General features: G+C 63.5%; 19 protein-coding genes. 10 read left to right on the top strand and 9 right to left on the bottom strand.

The features are described 5' to 3' along the window. Positions 1 to 33: 33 nt before the first annotated feature. The 3 genes from merBA to H0241_RS22185 form a co-directional block, all read right to left on the bottom strand. Positions 34 to 2,286 carry a bifunctional organomercurial lyase/mercury(II) reductase MerBA gene (gene merBA, locus H0241_RS22175; protein ID WP_181059970.1) on the bottom strand — a complete coding sequence of 751 codons (2,253 nt, stop codon included), beginning with the start codon at positions 2,284 to 2,286 and terminating at the stop codon, positions 34 to 36. 71 nt (positions 2,287 to 2,357) lie between these two features. Beyond that, positions 2,358 to 2,648 (bottom strand): heavy-metal-associated domain-containing protein, encoded by a 291-nt coding sequence (locus H0241_RS22180; RefSeq protein ID WP_328824784.1) that lies wholly within the window; start codon positions 2,646 to 2,648, stop codon positions 2,358 to 2,360. A gap of 16 nt (positions 2,649 to 2,664) precedes the next feature. Continuing rightward, entirely contained in the window at positions 2,665 to 3,081 is a 417-nt protein-coding gene (locus H0241_RS22185) for a mercuric transporter MerT family protein (RefSeq protein ID WP_181059971.1), read from the bottom strand. Positions 3,082 to 3,164: 83 nt separating this feature from the next. On the opposite strand from H0241_RS22185, the gene H0241_RS22190 reads away from it, so the two are divergent. From H0241_RS22190 to H0241_RS22205, 4 genes are all read left to right on the top strand, one after another. Further along, positions 3,165 to 3,593 carry a MerR family transcriptional regulator gene (locus H0241_RS22190; protein ID WP_181059972.1) on the top strand — a complete coding sequence of 143 codons (429 nt, stop codon included), beginning with the start codon at positions 3,165 to 3,167 and terminating at the stop codon, positions 3,591 to 3,593. 234 nt (positions 3,594 to 3,827) lie between these two features. Then, positions 3,828 to 4,025, top strand: coding sequence for a VOC family protein (locus tag H0241_RS22195; protein ID WP_181059973.1), 198 nt, complete (start codon positions 3,828 to 3,830; stop codon positions 4,023 to 4,025). 112 nt (positions 4,026 to 4,137) lie between these two features. Beyond that, positions 4,138 to 4,434, top strand: a complete 297-nt coding sequence (locus H0241_RS22200) for a type II toxin-antitoxin system TacA family antitoxin (protein WP_181059974.1) — start codon at positions 4,138 to 4,140, stop codon at positions 4,432 to 4,434. A gap of 43 nt (positions 4,435 to 4,477) precedes the next feature. Then, positions 4,478 to 4,981 (top strand): GNAT family N-acetyltransferase, encoded by a 504-nt coding sequence (locus H0241_RS22205; protein ID WP_181059999.1) that lies wholly within the window; start codon positions 4,478 to 4,480, stop codon positions 4,979 to 4,981. A gap of 43 nt (positions 4,982 to 5,024) precedes the next feature. Here the strand turns inward: H0241_RS22205 and H0241_RS22210 are convergent, their stop codons facing one another. Both H0241_RS22210 and H0241_RS22215 read right to left on the bottom strand, forming a co-directional pair. Next, positions 5,025 to 6,203 (bottom strand): trans-sulfuration enzyme family protein, encoded by a 1,179-nt coding sequence (locus tag H0241_RS22210; protein WP_181059975.1) that lies wholly within the window; start codon positions 6,201 to 6,203, stop codon positions 5,025 to 5,027. Further along, positions 6,200 to 7,633 (bottom strand): pyridoxal-phosphate dependent enzyme, encoded by a 1,434-nt coding sequence (locus tag H0241_RS22215; RefSeq protein WP_181059976.1) that lies wholly within the window; start codon positions 7,631 to 7,633, stop codon positions 6,200 to 6,202. The genes H0241_RS22210 and H0241_RS22215 overlap by 4 nt, the downstream gene beginning before the upstream one ends. 465 nt (positions 7,634 to 8,098) lie before the next feature. On the opposite strand from H0241_RS22215, the gene H0241_RS22220 reads away from it, so the two are divergent. Both H0241_RS22220 and H0241_RS22225 read left to right on the top strand, forming a co-directional pair. After that, positions 8,099 to 8,431: a hypothetical protein gene (locus tag H0241_RS22220; protein WP_181059977.1), complete on the top strand. Its 333-nt coding sequence runs from the start codon at positions 8,099 to 8,101 to the stop codon at positions 8,429 to 8,431. Next, complete coding sequence (locus tag H0241_RS22225) at positions 8,428 to 9,072, top strand: cysteine hydrolase (RefSeq protein ID WP_181059978.1); 645 nt, start codon at positions 8,428 to 8,430, stop codon at positions 9,070 to 9,072. The genes H0241_RS22220 and H0241_RS22225 overlap by 4 nt, the downstream gene beginning before the upstream one ends. Before the next feature lie 8 nt (positions 9,073 to 9,080). Here the strand turns inward: H0241_RS22225 and H0241_RS22230 are convergent, their stop codons facing one another. From H0241_RS22230 to H0241_RS22245, 4 genes are all read right to left on the bottom strand, one after another. Next, entirely contained in the window at positions 9,081 to 9,434 is a 354-nt protein-coding gene (locus tag H0241_RS22230; protein WP_181059979.1) for a winged helix-turn-helix transcriptional regulator, read from the bottom strand. A gap of 341 nt (positions 9,435 to 9,775) precedes the next feature. Beyond that, positions 9,776 to 11,128 carry an FAD/NAD(P)-binding protein gene (locus H0241_RS22235; protein WP_181059980.1) on the bottom strand — a complete coding sequence of 451 codons (1,353 nt, stop codon included), beginning with the start codon at positions 11,126 to 11,128 and terminating at the stop codon, positions 9,776 to 9,778. A gap of 16 nt (positions 11,129 to 11,144) precedes the next feature. Beyond that, complete coding sequence (locus tag H0241_RS22240) at positions 11,145 to 11,615, bottom strand: RrF2 family transcriptional regulator (protein ID WP_181059981.1); 471 nt, start codon at positions 11,613 to 11,615, stop codon at positions 11,145 to 11,147. A gap of 413 nt (positions 11,616 to 12,028) precedes the next feature. Next, positions 12,029 to 12,631, bottom strand: a complete 603-nt coding sequence (locus H0241_RS22245) for a histidine phosphatase family protein (RefSeq protein ID WP_181059982.1) — start codon at positions 12,629 to 12,631, stop codon at positions 12,029 to 12,031. Positions 12,632 to 12,965: 334 nt separating this feature from the next. Between H0241_RS22245 and tauA the strand changes: the two genes are divergently transcribed. The 4 genes from tauA (at position 12,966) to H0241_RS22265 (ending at position 16,060) form a co-directional block, all read left to right on the top strand. Next, on the top strand, positions 12,966 to 13,979 hold the full coding sequence (gene tauA, locus H0241_RS22250; RefSeq protein ID WP_181059983.1) for a taurine ABC transporter substrate-binding protein: 1,014 nt from the start codon (positions 12,966 to 12,968) through the stop codon (positions 13,977 to 13,979). 189 nt (positions 13,980 to 14,168) lie between these two features. Further along, complete coding sequence (locus tag H0241_RS22255; protein WP_181059984.1) at positions 14,169 to 14,960, top strand: taurine ABC transporter ATP-binding protein; 792 nt, start codon at positions 14,169 to 14,171, stop codon at positions 14,958 to 14,960. Further along, positions 14,957 to 15,817 (top strand): ABC transporter permease subunit, encoded by an 861-nt coding sequence (locus tag H0241_RS22260; RefSeq protein ID WP_181059985.1) that lies wholly within the window; start codon positions 14,957 to 14,959, stop codon positions 15,815 to 15,817. The genes H0241_RS22255 and H0241_RS22260 overlap by 4 nt, the downstream gene beginning before the upstream one ends. Positions 15,818 to 15,877: 60 nt before the next feature. Beyond that, entirely contained in the window at positions 15,878 to 16,060 is a 183-nt protein-coding gene (locus H0241_RS22265) for a hypothetical protein (protein WP_181059986.1), read from the top strand. Positions 16,061 to 16,134: the final 74 nt, after the last annotated feature.

Here is a 16,134-nt window from a genome sequence, read left to right on the forward strand (position 1 = left end):
TGGGTGACCGGTATGCGCCGGCTCGATGGAACCTCAGCCCGCGCAGCAGGACAATCTCGCCACGTCCTTGTCGAACGACAGAGCGGCGAGCTTCAAACCTTCAACCGTGGTCAGGTAAGGAAAGATCGTGTCAGCGACCTGCCGGACCGTAAGGCGGCAGGCAATCGCCAAGGCTGCGGTCTGAATGCTGTCAGCGCCCTCGGGTGCCAGTATGTGAGCCCCGAGCAGCCGACCCGTCGCGGCCTCGGCGACCAGCTTGATGAGCCCTCGGGTATCCCGTGCGGCCAACGCACGCGGCACTTGGTCGAGGGCAATGGTCGAGACCCGGACATGATGTCCTGCGGCACGCGCGGCGGCTTCGGTTAGGCCGACGCTGGCGACTTGCGGATCGCTGAACACGACAGCCGGCATCGCTGCATTGTCGTACCGCAAGCTGTCGCCGTTGAGAGCGTTCTTGGCAGCGAGCTTGGCGCCATAGGCTGCCATGTAGACGAACTGATCGTGGCCCGTCACGTCGCCAGCGGCATAGATGCCGGGGCGGGTGGTCCGCATGCGGTCATCAACGGCAATGCCACCGTTTGCCATGATAGCGACACCGTTCCCAGTGAGGTCGAGCGCCTCAGTGTTGGGTGTGCGCCCAGTGGTGACGAGAACTTGCTCGGCGTCGAGTGTCACAATCTGCCCATCGCGCTCGACCGACAGTGCAACACCGGCCTCTGTCGTGCGGATCGAACGGTAGGCGACGGCCGAGACGATGTTGATCCCCTCGTCTTCAAGGTATCCCGTCAGTGCCCGGCTGATCTCAGGCTCGGCCTCGGGCAACAGTCGTGAGCGAAAGACGAGCGTCATCTTGACACCGGCCCGCGCGAACAACTGAGCCAGTTCGGCACCGATGTAGCCCCCGCCGACGACGAGCAGCGTTCTCGGCAGCTCCTGAAGCTCCAAAGCCGACGTGCTGGTGAGATGGGGCACAGCTTCAATCCCTGGGATGCTCGGGACTCTGGGCCGCGCTCCGGTCGCGATGATGATCCGGTCGGCCGCGACCCTCGTGCCGCCAACATCCACTCCGCCGAGGACGAGGCGCGCCGACCCCTCGCGATAGGCGATGCCGTTGTAGGCCGGAAGCAGGTCTACGTACTTCGTTTGTCGCAAGTGTCCGACCAGATCGTCCTTTTGACGGACGGTCGCCCTCCAGTCGGTGACCTCAGCGTCAGCAGCGACGCCTGCAAATCGCGCGGCGGCGCGTGCGTTGTGAAGGGTCTCCGCAGCCCGGATAAGGGTCTTTGATGGAACGCAGCCGGCGTTGACGCACGTACCTCCGATGATCCCACTGCCGATCAGCGCCACCTGCGCTCCTTGATCAGCGGCGGTGATGGCAGCCGAGAAGCCGGCCGAGCCGGCCCCGATGACGGCAAGGTCATAGACATTGCTCTTCGGGGTGCGACGGCCGAAAGTGGCGAGTTTCGAGGCACCATTTTTGGCTGCACTGGAGACAGCATCGCCTTGCGAACGCAGCCCGGTCAGGCTCGGCCCGAAGATCGCCCGACCAGCCTCTAGCGCCTCTTCGATGGAAAGCCGAAATCCCGGTTCATCGGCGGGTCGTTTGCTTCGCCAAGCCGCGAGATGGTCGTCGCTGCAAAAGAAGGCTGTCATCGAACAGAGCGAATTTGCAGCACAGCCGCCCTCGTAGCGCACGCTCAGCCAAACGACCGCTGACTGAGGGCTGACCTCGTCGAGTGCCCGGCCACGGTCTCGCGTGGAGACCTTTATTGGCGAACCGCAGTGCCAGCAACGGGAAGTGATCTCAACGTCTCGATCAAGCATTGCACCGACGCCGAGCGCATCGACTGCGCGCATCGCGTTGACGGAGTTACCATCCAACCTGATCTGGTGGCCGGTATCTCGGCTAGCGAATGGATAGGCGCCGATGATCAGGCCGCCTTCGAGAACCGCAAGATCGCGTTCGCTGAGATCATCGAGGAGCGGTTGCAACGCCATTTCGGTCAACCCGACTTCCGCCGCAAGCGCGAACAGTGTCGGCGCCCGGCCATTGTCGGCATAGAACTGGATCAGCGCGGCGCGTACCCGATCCACGGCGGCTGAGTAGCCGCTCCAGCGGTGCAGGACGTGATCCGAACCGATCATAGCAAGCAGCGCGCTCCGGACCACAGGGGACGCCACAACCGACCAATCGGGAAACATCACGCCGGGTCGTACAGCAAACTCGGGCAGACCAGCTGCTGAACCAACATTGGGGGCGGGTTTAGGTGCACAGCAGTCGCTCATCAGTTCAAACCTTCATTGAAGTGCAGCAGGTTCGGGGAAGTGCAGCAGGTTCGGGAGGTCGCGGAAGGCCGTCAACTTCCCTGTTGGAGATGAGCCGGGTAACCTGCATTTGTGCTGGCGGCGCCTATGGCCTCGGCTGTCGTCCTCGTGTCGTCAAAGGTCACGGTCACGGTCTTCGCCTCTAATGAGATGGCGACATCGTGGACGCCACCTACGGACGTCATGGAGGCCTTCACGATGTAGGGGCAAGAGCCGCAGGTCATGTTATCGACGCCAAAGGTGACGATGCGCTCGGCAGCGGATGCGGCGGAGGCCGTCATGGTTATTCCGCCGATCAACAGGGCGCTCAAAAGGTTCTGCACGGGACAAATCTCCTTGTTAGGCGCCGAGAAGAATGGGCGCGACGTAGTCGAAGGCAAAAGCGGCGGTGACAAGCGCCGTCGCTGACCAGAGCGCGAGTTTGACGAACCGGCTGGGTATTGGGCGAGCGCAGGCGGCACCATCTGCGCAGGCTCGCGCGGGAGCCCAGTAAACGAGGTAGAAGCCATAGCCGAGGACGCCAACCGTTGCCGTCACGAATAGCGGTTTGTATGGCGCGAGCGCGGTGAGGTTGCCGATCCAGGCGCCACCGACCCCAAGACTGAACAGGACCAGTGGCACGATGCAGCACGAAGACGCGGCGAGTGCGCCGAGTATGCCGCCTACGATGACAAGGCGTTGCCGTGCAACTTGGCTGCCGCCCGAGAGCTCATCGACGGACGCCGACCGTGTCTTCCCAAGCGCTGAAGTGTCCATGGCGTCCTTCGCTGATTGCCGAAATCCAGTGTCCACAATAATGTGCAGTCTGTAGCGGCTACAGGCTCAAGAGGAATTTCGAGATGCGCAATCACGCCTTGGTGAAGGGTATGCAAAGGGCCGAAGTGGCCCGGCGAACAGGAACCAATCTGGAGACGGTGCGGTACTACGAGAAGGTCGGCCTTCTTCCAGAGCCGCCGCGCACGCAAAGCGGCTATCGAAACTACGACACGACACACGAGCGACGCATTCGCTTTGTTCTGAGGGCGCGCGAACTGGGCTTCTCACTTGACGAAATCCGCGCGCTGCTCCGGCTTGTGGACGAACGGGACCAACCCTGCGCGGACGCTCGCGTGGTTGCTGCGACCCACCTTGAGGACGTGCGCGCGAAGATTGCCGATCTGAGGCGCATGGAACTTGTCCTCAAAGATGTCGTCAAGCAGTGCGGGGATGGCACGTTGCCGGCGTGCCCATTGATTGAGACGCTGTTCAGGGAGAATGCCGTGACTTAGGCCGATCCCCTCGGGTCGGAAATGCAATGACGTCGGCACGATGACGCGCATGACACTTCCGGACATCACAAACGAAGCACCAAGCTCGCCGCCGAAAGAACGCTGCCTCGAGCTGATGCTCAACGCTTATCCGGATGAAACCGGCCAGCCGTCCAAATCGCCTGACGCGCCGGTGATGCATTCCCAGCTTTCACGACAGGGCATGCCGATGCTTGGCGTCCGACACGCCTTCGCGTGCCGGCTATATCCAGGGGCAACGGATTTTCCGTTTCCATCGATTGCGAAAGCCTGGACGAGATCGAGCGTCTGTTCAGCCGGCTCGCCGAAGGCAGCCGCCTACGGGCGCCCCTTGCAACCATGCCCTGGGGCACACGCTTTGGTCTTCTGACCGACAGATACGGTGTTCAGTGGATCCTGAATTTCGTCGGCTGACGAGCCCGGGCGGGACATGGCGGTGAAGGGATAAGCAAAGACTTCCGATGGTGTTGACGGGCAGAGTTGAAACTATAATGACAACGTCATTACAGTGTGCTACTCTGAAACGATGAAGCACGAATCTCCAACCGAAGCTTCCAAGCGAAGCACGCTGAACATTCGCATCAAGCCCGAAGAGCGTGGCCTGATCGACGAGGCTGCGCGCGCGCTTGGAAAAACGCGAACGGATTTCATCCTCGATGCAGCACGCCGCATGGCCGAGGATACGCTGCTCGACCGCACCCTCATCAAAGTCTCGCCGGAAGCCTATGCGGAATTCCTCGCTTTGCTCGATGCACCGGCCAAGCCTGACAAGCGCCTGTCCAGGCTGATGAACGCGCGCTTGCCTTGGGAGACGGGCGAATGAGTCGGATTGATTTTCGAACAATTAAGGAATGCGCGACGCCGAAATGACGCTGCGACCGCCAGAGCCCCTGGACCGCATCCATGACCTGTCCTCGTTTTCGTCCGGTGTGCCGGTTCTGGACGACTGGCTAAAACGCCGAGCTCTGGCTAATCAGGACAGCGGCGCGACACGTACGTTCGTCGCCTGCCGAGACGGAAATACAGTTGTTGCCTACTATGCACTGGCGTCGGGCGGCGTTGCCGCCAGCTACGCGTCTGGTCGTTTCCGGCGCAACATGCCGGACCCGATCCCTGTGGCCATTCTTGCTCGCCTTGCCATCGATGCCTCACATCAGCGTCAAGGATTGGGCATGGCGCTCATGCAGGACGCTGCGCGCCGGGTGATGAATGCAGCAAACACCCTTGGTATACGAGGCATCCTGGTCCACGCGATTTCCGAGGACGCGCGGGCCTTTTACACAAAGCTCGGCTTCAATCCCTCGCCGCTTGACCCGATGACGCTGATGATCTCACTGGCGGACTTGCGTCTGGCTACGGACGACGCCTAAACAACGGCTTCAACGGGTTCTCAGCGACCAAACAGACAGCTGCCTACCCCCTCAGCGCCTGCTCCAGATCCGCAATCAGATCATCACCATCCTCGATGCCTGCGGACAGCCGCACTAGCGAATCCGATATGCCGATCTCCCCGCGCTTTTCCGCCGGGATGGAGCCATGCGTCATCAGGGCCGGGTGTTCGATCAGGCTTTCGACGCCGCCGAGGCTTTCGGCCAGCGTGAACAATTGCGTGCGTTCGAGGAAGCGTTTGGTGCCGGCGAGGTCGCGGTCGAGGTCGACCGAGATCATGCCGCCGTACGCGTGCATCTGCTTTTTGGCGATCGCATGCTGCGGATGGCTGGGCAGGCCGGGATAGACGACGCGGCGCACATCCTTGCGCGCTTCCAGCCATGTCGCGATCTTCAGGCCGTTGGCGGAATGACGCTCCATCCTGAGCGCCAGGGTCTTGATGCCACGCAGCGCCAGAAAGCTGTCGAAGGGGCCCGAGATGGCGCCAATGGCGTTCTGCAGGAATTTCAGCTGGGCGGCGAGATCCTTGTTGTCGCCGACGATGGCGACGCCGCCGACCATGTCGGAATGGCCGTTCAGATACTTTGTCGTCGAGTGGACGACGATGTCGATGCCGAGCTCCAGCGGCCGCTGGATGTACGGGCTGCAGAAAGTGTTGTCGGCGACCGTCAGAACGCCCTTGCGTTTGGCCAGCGAAGCGACGCCTTCGAGGTCGACGATGCGCAGCAGCGGGTTGGTGGGGGTTTCGACCCAGAGCAGTTTGGTCTCCGGGCGGATCGCGGCTTCGACGGCGGCTAGGTCGGTGAAGTCAACGAAGCTCACCTGCAGATTGGCCGAGCGCTTGCGCACCCGCTCCATCAGCCGGAACGAGCCGCCATAGATGTCGTCAGTGGCGACGATATGGGCGCCGCTGTCGAGCAGCTCCAGCACGGTCGAAATCGCCGCCAGGCCGGACGCGAAAGCAAACGCATTGGTGCCGCTTTCGAGATCGGCGACCGCGCGCTCGAAGGCAAAGCGCGTCGGGTTCTGGCTGCGGGCATATTCAAAGCCCTTGTGCACGCCGGGCGACTGCTGGCCATAGGTCGAGGTCGCGTAGATCGGCACCATGACGGCGCCGGTCAGCGGGTCGTGGCTCTGGCCGCCATGGATGGTGCGGGTCGAAAAGGCCAGGCGGTTTTTGCCCGTCGGGGTGTGTGCGGTCATCGTGCACGCCTCAAATGGTTGATCAGGTCGATACGGGTTATCAGGCCGACGAACTCGTCGCCATCGAAGATGATGGCGACCTCGTTGCGGTCGAACACCGGCAGCAGCGCATCCAGCGTCTGGCTGGCCTGCAGCGTGTGCAGATTGGAGGTCATGGCGGTGCGCACCGGGCCGTTGAAGCGGTCCCACCTGCCGTCATAGGGGCCGTCGACCTTGGCCAGGATGTCGCTTTCGTCGACGATGCCGACCAGCTTGCCTTCGTCCAGCACCGGCAGCTGCGAGACATCGGAGCGGCGCATGCGGCCATAGGCGTTGAGCAGGCTTTCGTCGGGGCCGACATAGACGGTGTCGCCGGTGCGGTGCGAGCGCATGACGAGGTCGCGCAGATCGCCATGCTGCTCCTGCTCGGCGAGACCCTGTTCGGCCAGCCAGAAATCGTCGAACACTTTTGACAGATATTTGTTGCCGCTGTCGCAGACGAAGGTGACGACACGTTTTGCAACAGTCTGCTCGCGGCAATAGCGCAGCGCTGCCGATAGCAACGTGCCCGAGGAGGAGCCGGCCAAAATGCCTTCCTTGGACAAGAGGTCGCGCACGGCCAGCATGCTTTGCTTGTCGGGAATGGAATAGGCCTTCTTGACCAGCGACAGATCGGCATTGGGCGGCACGAAATCCTCGCCGATGCCTTCGACGGTCCAGCTGCCCGCCTCTTCCATCTTGCCGGTCTTGATCAGCGGCGCCAGCACCGAGCCCACAGGATCGGCCAGCACCATCTCGGTCTTCGGCGACACCTTGGCGAAGTAGCGGCCAAGCCCGGTCAGCGTGCCGCCGGAGCCGACGCCGACGACCACCGCGTCAAGATTGCCTTCGAGTTGCGAAAAGATTTCCGGCCCGGTGGTGGTCTCATGCGCGAGTGGATTGGCCGGGTTGGCGAACTGGTTGGCGTAGAAAGCGCCGGGCGTTTCCGCAACGATCTTCTCGGCCATGTCCTGATAGTATTCGGGATGGCCCTTGCCGACGTCGGAGCGCGTCATGCGCACTTCGGCGCCGAGCGCGCGCAGATGCTGGATTTTTTCGCGCGACATCTTGTCGGGCACGACGAGGATGATGCGGTAGCCCTTGGGGATGCCGACCTGGGCGAGCCCGAGACCGGTATTGCCGGCGGTCGCCTCGACAATGGTGCCGCCACGCTTCAGCTTACCCTCTTTCTCGGCCGCCGCGATCATCGACAGCGCGATGCGGTCCTTGATCGAGCCGCCGGGATTCTGGCTTTCAAGCTTGATGAACAGCCGGCATTTTCCGGTGTCGAATTTGGTCAGCTCGACCACCGGCGTCTGGCCGATGAGGTCGAGCACCGAGGCGTAGGGCGGACGCAGGCGCGATAACGCGCCGTCCGGACTGCCTGGCGCAGCTTTTCTGTGCTCGCTCATGTCGATGTGCTCCCTTGATCAAGCGACCGCCAAGAGCATGATGCCGAAAAGTGCGGAGCGGTTTTCGGACGACATCATGCTCTACTTCTTTGATTCAGCCGGCAGAGCGGCAGCGTAGCTTCTTTTCCAGCCGTTTGCAGGCGGAAAGAAGATAGATCGTGCCAATCAACTGGCGAGATGCGGAATGGAATTCCAAGCAGCTGATCTCCCCCCTCGAGGGGAAGATGTCGCCGAAGGCGACAGAGGGGGTCGCTTCGCGTGGAGCGCTAACCTCCTTCTGCAGCAGGTAGGCCGAGTCCGGTCGAACCGACCCCCTCTGCCTGCCGGCCATCTCCCCCTCGAGGGGGGAGATTACGCCTCAATCGCGGCCTGGGCCTCGATCTCAACGCACCATCTCGTTCGTTGCCGCCGGCATTTTCACCGTGCTAGCCGAAAGGCTGCGGGGCCAATGCAAGGACATGTTCGATGAAGATCATCGCCTATGACAATTTCAAGCCCGGCGTCACGCTTGACGATCTAAAGCCCTATCTGCGTGACGAGGTCTCCAATGTCTGGCGGCTGTGGAAGGCAGGTATCGTGCGCGAGAATTATGCGCGCGCCGATGTCGGCGGCGTCATCATCGTGTTCGAGCTCGACAGCGTCGAGGAAGCCAGGCGCTACACCGACGACTTTCCGCTGTCCAAGGCCGGGCTGCTGGAATGGGTTTTCCTGGCCTTTGACTCTGCGCCGTTGCCGCTCGAATATCTGTTCGATCCGACAGTCGACGTGACGCAACCCTGGGACCGGACGGCCGCATGATTCGCTCAAACGAAGGCATCGACATCCCGACCAGCCTGGCGGAATGGTGCGACCCCAGCCGCATGGCGCTGGTGGTCTACGACATGCAGGTCGGCATCTGCCGCCAGGTGCCCGGCGCGGCCGATATCGTCGAGCGCACCGGCATCGTGCTTGAGGCGGCACGCTCGGCCGGCATGCGGGTGGCATTCACCCGCCATCTGTCGCTGCCGCTGAAATGGATGGGCGCCACGCAATTGCGCACCGCCATGGCCTGGCAGCGGCGCGACAGCCCCGACACCGTCGAGCCCTGGTTTCTGCGCGATGCCGAAGCGACCCAGATTGTTCCCGAACTCGCGCCCCGCACTGATGAGGCGGTGTTCGACAAGCTGACCATGTCGGCCTTCGATTCCACTTCGCTGAGTTTTTCCTTGCGCGATTGCGGGGTGCGCGCGGTGGCGCTTGCCGGCATCGCCATGGAGATCGGCATCGAGCCGACCGTGCGCCAGGCGACCGACAATGGTTTTGTCGCTGTGGTGATCGAGGATGCCTGCGGCTTCGGCAATCGGGAAGCCAGCGACCGTTCGATGGCGACGCTGCGTTTCCTCGGCGAAGCCGTCATCACCGACGTCGCCGGCTTTTGCGGCGCGCTCGGCGGGCGATAAGGCTGATGTCAGGCGGCGGCGTCGATGTCGGTGCGGAAGCGCACGCCCTCGGCGCGGCCATGCACGCTGCCCCAGTCATAGAGCGCCTGCAGGGCTCCAGCGAGATCGTGACCGCGCCCGGTCAAGACGTAGCGCGCCTTGCCGTCGGGCGACGTCTTGAGCACGACGAAGCCGATCTCGACGAGATCGGCCAGGCGCTGCGTCAGCATCTTGTCGGAGAGCGAGGGGATCAGCCGGCGCAGTTCGGAATAGCGCAGCGGCCCTTGCTTGATCCGCGCGATGATCACCGTCTTCCATTTGCCGCCGAGCGCGTCGAGCGCGAACTCGACCGGGCAGCCATAGAGTCTTCCGCGTTGGGTCATGCGCCGATTTTAGGCAAGGCCTTGCGGCGGCGAAAGCGGAATTTGCCCGGCCAGATGGCTGGGTTGCGGCGCGGAATGGTGTCCAGGCGTTCCCCAACGGCAGGGACTTCAGTCCTAATTGAGCTATGGCTAATATGTATGTAACTTGGCCAGTAGCGGGGGGACGATCCCAAATCCAAGCCTAATCCCGCGATGGCCGGTGCGGTGCGCTTCCAACCCAAGCATCCCCCGCACCGGCCATTCTTTTGCCTGCCGCCGGATAGCCCATGGTGCGATCGTGGAAGGCGCTCTCGGGTCGAGCCGAATACGTCTGTCAGATTTATAGTCTTTCCGGAATCGCTCTAGCCCAGCAATTGCTTGCTCAGCCGCGCGCACTGGACGCGAATATCGGGAATGGCATCGATCTCGAAGAAGGTGCCGCGGGTCAGCGGGCCGACGGCGAGGATCTTGGCTGAAGCGGTGCCGTCGCCGGCGATGATCTCGCATTTGGCCGAGACATCGAGACCAAGCCGCAGCGGGTCGGGCCGCGCCAGGCCGCGATCGACCAGCGAGCGCACGACGCTGTTCGAGGTAGTCGAAATGTCCCGAGCGATGCCGGTGCAATCGTAGATGCGGGCGACCTCCAGCGTCTCCAGCGCCTTTGTGTGGCGGGTCTGGATGTCGATGGTGAAGCCATCGCCGGCCTCGATGCCGACGACGCGGCCGGCAACGGGACGGATACGGCCGGTGCGCACCGCCTCGGTGACGCGGGCATGCACCTCCGGCGCCAGCCGATGGCGGTGAATGTCCCACCAGGCCTTGGTGTGCTCGACGAAGCGGCGTTTGGCCGAGGACGGCCAGTTCTGCCAGATCTTCTGGTTGAAGGGCCGCAGACCGTCGACGACGTCGCGCCAGTCGATGCCGGCTCTCTGGTTTTCGCGGATCAGGTCGCGGAACCAGCCAACGAAATAGGACAGTTGGGTGCCGAGCGGGATATCGGCGACGTCGAGCTTTATCGGGTTGCCCTTGCGGTGCGGCGACGGCAGCAGGCCACGCCTGGACACGGCGACGATCTCTCCTTTGTGGCCACGCTGTTCGAGCGACAGGAAGGCGTCGACCATGCTCAGCCCAGTGCCCAGCACCAGCACGCGGGCTTCGGGATCGAGCGCAGTGTCGGCCTCGGTTCCCATGCGGATGGCATGGCCCTGGCCGGCGCCGGGCTGTTCGTCATGGCCGGTGGCGAGCACGGCCAGGTGCGCGACGACGCTGGTGCCGTTGGCCAGCACCACTTCGACGCCGGAGGATGTCGGCGAGATCGACAGGCTTTCCTCGCGGATCAGCCGCAGCCGGCCGGTCTCCTTTTCCCGGGCTTCGAGCTCGTCCAAAAGTTCCTTGAGGTAGCGGGCATAGACGCTGCGCGGCGCGTAGAATGGTGTCTGCGGCGTCTGTCCCTGGCTCACCAGGCCGCCGGCCTGCAGCCAGCGCCAGAAATTGCCGGGATCGTCGGCATAGGCGCTCATCCCGGCGGCGCTGACATTCAGCACATGCGCCGACAGCAGCGTCGAATAGGCGATGCCCTGGCCGAAATGCGGACGCTTTTCGATCAGCGTGACGCGCAAATCCGGATTGGCCGATTTCAGGAGATGCGCGGCAAGCACGACGCCGCTGGCGCCGCCACCCACGATGATGATCGAATTGGTGCGCGCGACGCTCATGCGAGCACGCTGAGGATCAGGCGAGGACCTTTTGCGTCGACGGAAGGTCGTCCCTCGCGACCGTAAGGTCTTCGATGACGATGTCGCGCATCTCGGCCAGCGAGCGCTGGTCGAGCACCTCGGCGATGGCCTGCCGGACCTCGAGCATCAGATGTCGGACTTGGCATGTCGCCTCATTGCAGTCTTCGCAGCGCTGATACTGGGTGCGGCTGGCGCAAGGGATGGGCGCGAGCGGTCCGTCAAGCACCCGCACGACATGGCCGACCTTAATCTCGTCGGCCGGGCGCGCCAGGCGATAGCCGCCTTCCTTGCCCTTGCGGCTCTGGACGAAACCGGCATTGCGCAATTCGCCCAGAATGGCGTCGAGGAATTTCTTCGGGATGTTGTTGGCGCTGGCGATGTCGCCGACGAAGGCGAGCTGGCCGACCGGCAATTGCGCGAGATGGACCAGCGCCTTGAGGCCGTACTTGCCTTTTTTGGTGAGCATAGAGCGAACGTTTCCCTGTCAGGCGATGGTTCAAAACCATCGGTTGCGAAACGCCTGACGTGCCTCCCCGCCGCGTGCAAGCTGCCTTGAGACATAAATTCTAGTGACATGATGTACAAGCCGAGAAACCTTGATTTTGCTGCGTTTTCACGCTGCGGAGGCCACTTTAGCGAGGCTTTGTGCCGTTAGGTCACAGCCAGCAGCAAGCGATTGTCGCGACCGTTGGCTGCTCCAGTTCCTAATGTCGATAAGATTACTATACTTACCTCTGAACACGCGGAACGCGTTTTCAGATCACCTGCCATTTGCAGTATGGATTTGCGGCATTCGGGGTTTTGCCGGGAATTTTCGGTCGCAGCCGGCGGATCGACGGAAACACCAGCTGCCGACAACCGGCTCGCCACCCTCCAATGTCAGGACGCCACCTTGCCGCTCCGTGACCGGACGACCTTGGCGGCCACCGGCACGCCGGTCGAGCGCAACATCCAGCGGCTTCCGTCGCTGCGGAAATCGGTGAGGCTCAGCGGCTCGACATCGATCCTGCGGCAGGCCGAAAGCGGCGCTCCGAGGACGTGGACGATTGCCCCGCGGATGACGCTGGCATGCGTCACCGCGATGGTGTGGCCGCTCGTCTGGATCAGGCCATCCATGAGGCGCGTGGTGCGCCGCGCCACATCGGCCAGCGACTCGCCGCCATGCGGGGCGGCCTCAGTGTCGCCGAGCCAGGCCGCGATGCCTGCCGGTTCGAGCGCCTGGATTTCCTCGAAACTCTTGCCGGCCCAGTGGCGAAAATCCTGCTCGGCCAGCAGCGCCTCGACTGACGGTTTGAGCGCCATGGCTTCGGCGGTCTGGCGGGCACGCAGCGCCGGGCTCGTCCAGACCCGGTCGGCACGGCGCAGGGTCATCGTTGCGGCAAGCGCCAGGGATTGCGGCTCCAGCGCCTCGTCGACGGGGAACGACCCCTTGCGCGTGGCGGGCGTCGCCCCGCTGCAGATCATGGTCAGGCGTACGAGCATGAAAAGGCTGCCTCTTGGCGGCCGGCCGAAACGACCGGCTTTGTGGTTTGGCCGCATTTACACGATCGCGCGTGGAGAATCACAATGCGTTGGCGGCTGTCGGTCCGCAACATCACGCCGCGGAACGATGCCGATTGGAAGCCGGTGAAAATCCGGCACTGTCCCCGCCATCGCTCAACGTGGCCTGCCGACCATCAATGTCTCCCTGGCCGCATCAGCCGGTGACTTTTTTCTAACAAGCCCGCCTTGCTTGGAAGGATTTAACTCTACAAGAACGATAGAATTAGCTGACTATGGACAGGCATCCGGTTTTTCTCATTTCATGGAGCCTTTCATGTCCAGCATTTCGCGACGCATCGTTCTCCTGTCGTCGGCAGCCCTGGCGGGTGCGGCCTTCCTTGGCCCGGCCCAGGCGCAGGACCTCAAGATCACCATCGGCTACCAGACGGTGGTCGAACCTTCGAAAGTAGCGCAGGCCGACGGCGCCTATGAAAAGGCCACCAAGGCCACGATCGACTGGCGCAAGTTCGATTCCGGCGCCGACGTCATCGCCGCTGTCGCTTCCGGTTCCGTCGATATCGGCTATGTCGGCTCGAGCCCGCTGGCGGCGGCCGCCAGCCGCGAACTGCCGATCCAGACCATCTTCGTCGTCGGCCTGATTGGCGAATCCGAAGCGCTGGTTGCCCGCAACGGCGCCGGCATCGAGAAGATCGCCGACCTCGCCGGCAAGAAGGTGGCGGTGCCGTTCGTGTCGACCACGCATTACAGCCTGCTCGCCGCGCTGAAGCACGAAAATGTCGATCCGAAGTCGGTCGAGATCCTCAATCTCAGGCCGCCGGAAATCGCCGCCGCTTTCGCCCGCGGCGACATCGACGCGGCCTATGTCTGGGATCCGGCGCTCGGCCAGATCAAGACCACCGGCAAGGTGGTGCTGGACTCTTCGCAGGTTGCCGCCTGGGGCACGCCGACCTTCGACGCCTGGATCGTGCGCACCGACTTTGCCGAGAAGAACCCGGAAGCCGTGCGCGACTTCGTCAAGGTGACCGGCGAGTCCTACGCCCAGTTCCTGGCCAAGCCCGACGCCTGGTCGGTGTCGTCGCCGGAAGCGGCCAAGATCGCCAAGATCACCGGCGCCAAGCTGGAAGAGGTGCCGCAGTTGTTGAAGGGCTACGTCTTCCCAACGCTGGAAGAGCAGGCTTCCGATAAGTTCCTCGGCAGCGGCACGGTCAAGGCGATCGAGGCGGCTTCGGCTTTCCTCAAGGAGCAGGGCAAGATCGACGCCGTGCTGCCTGACTATTCGAAATATGTGTCGTCGAAATACGTGACCGAAGCCCTGGCTTCGAACTGATCTTCGTTTTCACGCAATTCCCCTAGGGAAAACGCTACGCGTTTTTCCCGGGAAAACCGCTTCACACTTTTCCTGGAATTGCTCTGAACACGCGCGGTTTCTTCTTCCCTGACGCCGCGTGTTGCCTGTCCCGGAACCGCCAAACGAGGAGCGGTTTCGGGGCAGGCGGATTTCTTCCGGAGCTATCCCATGCCTCATCTCGTTCTGGACCCCCATCTCATCCTGGACAAGGTCTCGGTTCACTATGACGGCCAGGCAGCGCCGGCGGTCGAACGCGTGTCGATCGATGTCGCCAAGGGCGATTTCGTCGTGCTGGTCGGCCGCTCCGGCTGCGGCAAGACCTCGCTGCTCAATGTCGCCGCCGGCCTGGTCGAACCGGTGCGCGGCAACGCCCGCATCGGCGGCACACCGATCACCGACCCAGGCCCCGATCGCGCCGTGGTGTTCCAGAACGATGCTTTGTTTCCCTGGCTGACGGCGCGCGAGAATGTCGCCTTCGCGCTGCGGCTGCGCGGCGTGCCGCAGGCCGAACGGGCGCGCCGCGCCGACGAATTGCTGGCGCTGGTGAAACTTGGCGGCGCCGGCGACAAGCGCATCTGGGAATTGTCCGGCGGCATGCGCCAGCGCGGCGGCCTCGCCCGCGCGCTCGCCGCCGAACCGGAATTTTTGCTGCTCGACGAACCGCTCGGCGCGCTCGATGCGCTGACGCGCGAGCGCATGCAGACGACGCTGCTCGATTTGTGGACGGCAGCCCAGGTTGGCGTGCTGATGGTCACGCACGGCATCGAGGAGGCGTTGGTGCTGGCCACACGCATCGTCGTGCTGGCGCCGGGGCCGGGCCGCGTGGTGCGGACGTTCGAGACCGGCTTCAGCCGGCGCTATGCCTCTGGCGAGCCGATCCGGGGCATCAAGGCTGATCCGGCGTTTGCAGCTGCGCGCGGCGAGCTGACGGACGCGATCTTCGAAGGAGAGGCGGCATGAGCGTCACCTCCTACAGCGAGCGGCCGGCCACTGGAACCGACGAGAGCGATGCCATCTCGGTGCCGTGGTCGCGGCCGGCGCGGAAGCGGCGCGCGGTTTCATCGCGCGTGGTCAGCGCCGTTACCATTCTGGTCGTGCTGGCGGCATGGGCCCTGTCCGCCCGCCTGCAACTCGTGTCGCCGGTGTTCCTGCCGTCGCCCGCCGCCGTGTGGACCAAGTTCATCGTCGTTATCAATGACGGCTTCGTCGACGCCACACTGCTTCAGCACATCATCGCCAGCCTTGGTCGTGTGTTCGCAGCGCTGCTCGCGGCCATCGTCATTGGCGTGCCGGTCGGGCTGGCCATCGGCATCTCGACGGTCGGTCGCGGCATCTTCGACCCGCTGCTCGAATTCCTGCGGCCGATCCCGCCACTCGCCTATCTGCCGCTGGTCATCATCTGGTTCGGCATCGGCGAGCCGTCAAAAATCCTGGTGATCGCCATCGCCATGCTGGCGCCGGTGGCGCTGTCGACGGCTTCGGGCGTGCGCGGCGTCTCAAGGGAGCGCATCAATGCGGCGCGCTCACTCGGCGCGACGCGGGCGCAAGTGGTGCGCCACGTCATCCTGCCCAGCGCGCTGCCGTCGATCCTGACCGGCCTGCGCATCGCGCTCGGCGCCGGCTGGTCGACGCTGGTCGCGGCCGAGCTGGTGGCGGCGACACGCGGCCTCGGCTTCATGATCCAGTCGGCGGCGCAGTTCCTGGTCACCGATGTCGTGGTGATGGGCATTCTGGTGATCGCGACAATAGCCTTCGTGCTGGAATTCATCATCCGCCGGATCGAGCGTCAGCTGGTTCCGTGGGCGGGACGCGAATGACTACAGAGCCCGCCAGTTTGACTGGCCGCTTTCGCTTCGCAGGACAGAAGGAGTGATGTCATGACCCAATCCACCGCCGTGCTGTTCGCCCATCTCGGCAACTGGCTGCTTGCCTGGAGGGAGAACCCTCGGCTTGAGCCGCAGCCGAAATCGCCGGCGCCAGTGCCGCTCGACGCCGAGCGCGACCGCCTGCCGCCGCGCGACGAAGGGTTATACTGGGCCTGGCAGTACTGGTCGCAGTGAAGGGTGGTGATTAGCACACGAACGCAGCGAGGCTGATCGAGCATCGCGTTCCTTCGCGCCCCCTCTGTCCTGCC

The organism is Mesorhizobium neociceri (assembly GCF_013520985.1).
Classification (GTDB): Bacteria; Pseudomonadota; Alphaproteobacteria; order Rhizobiales; family Rhizobiaceae; genus Mesorhizobium; species Mesorhizobium neociceri.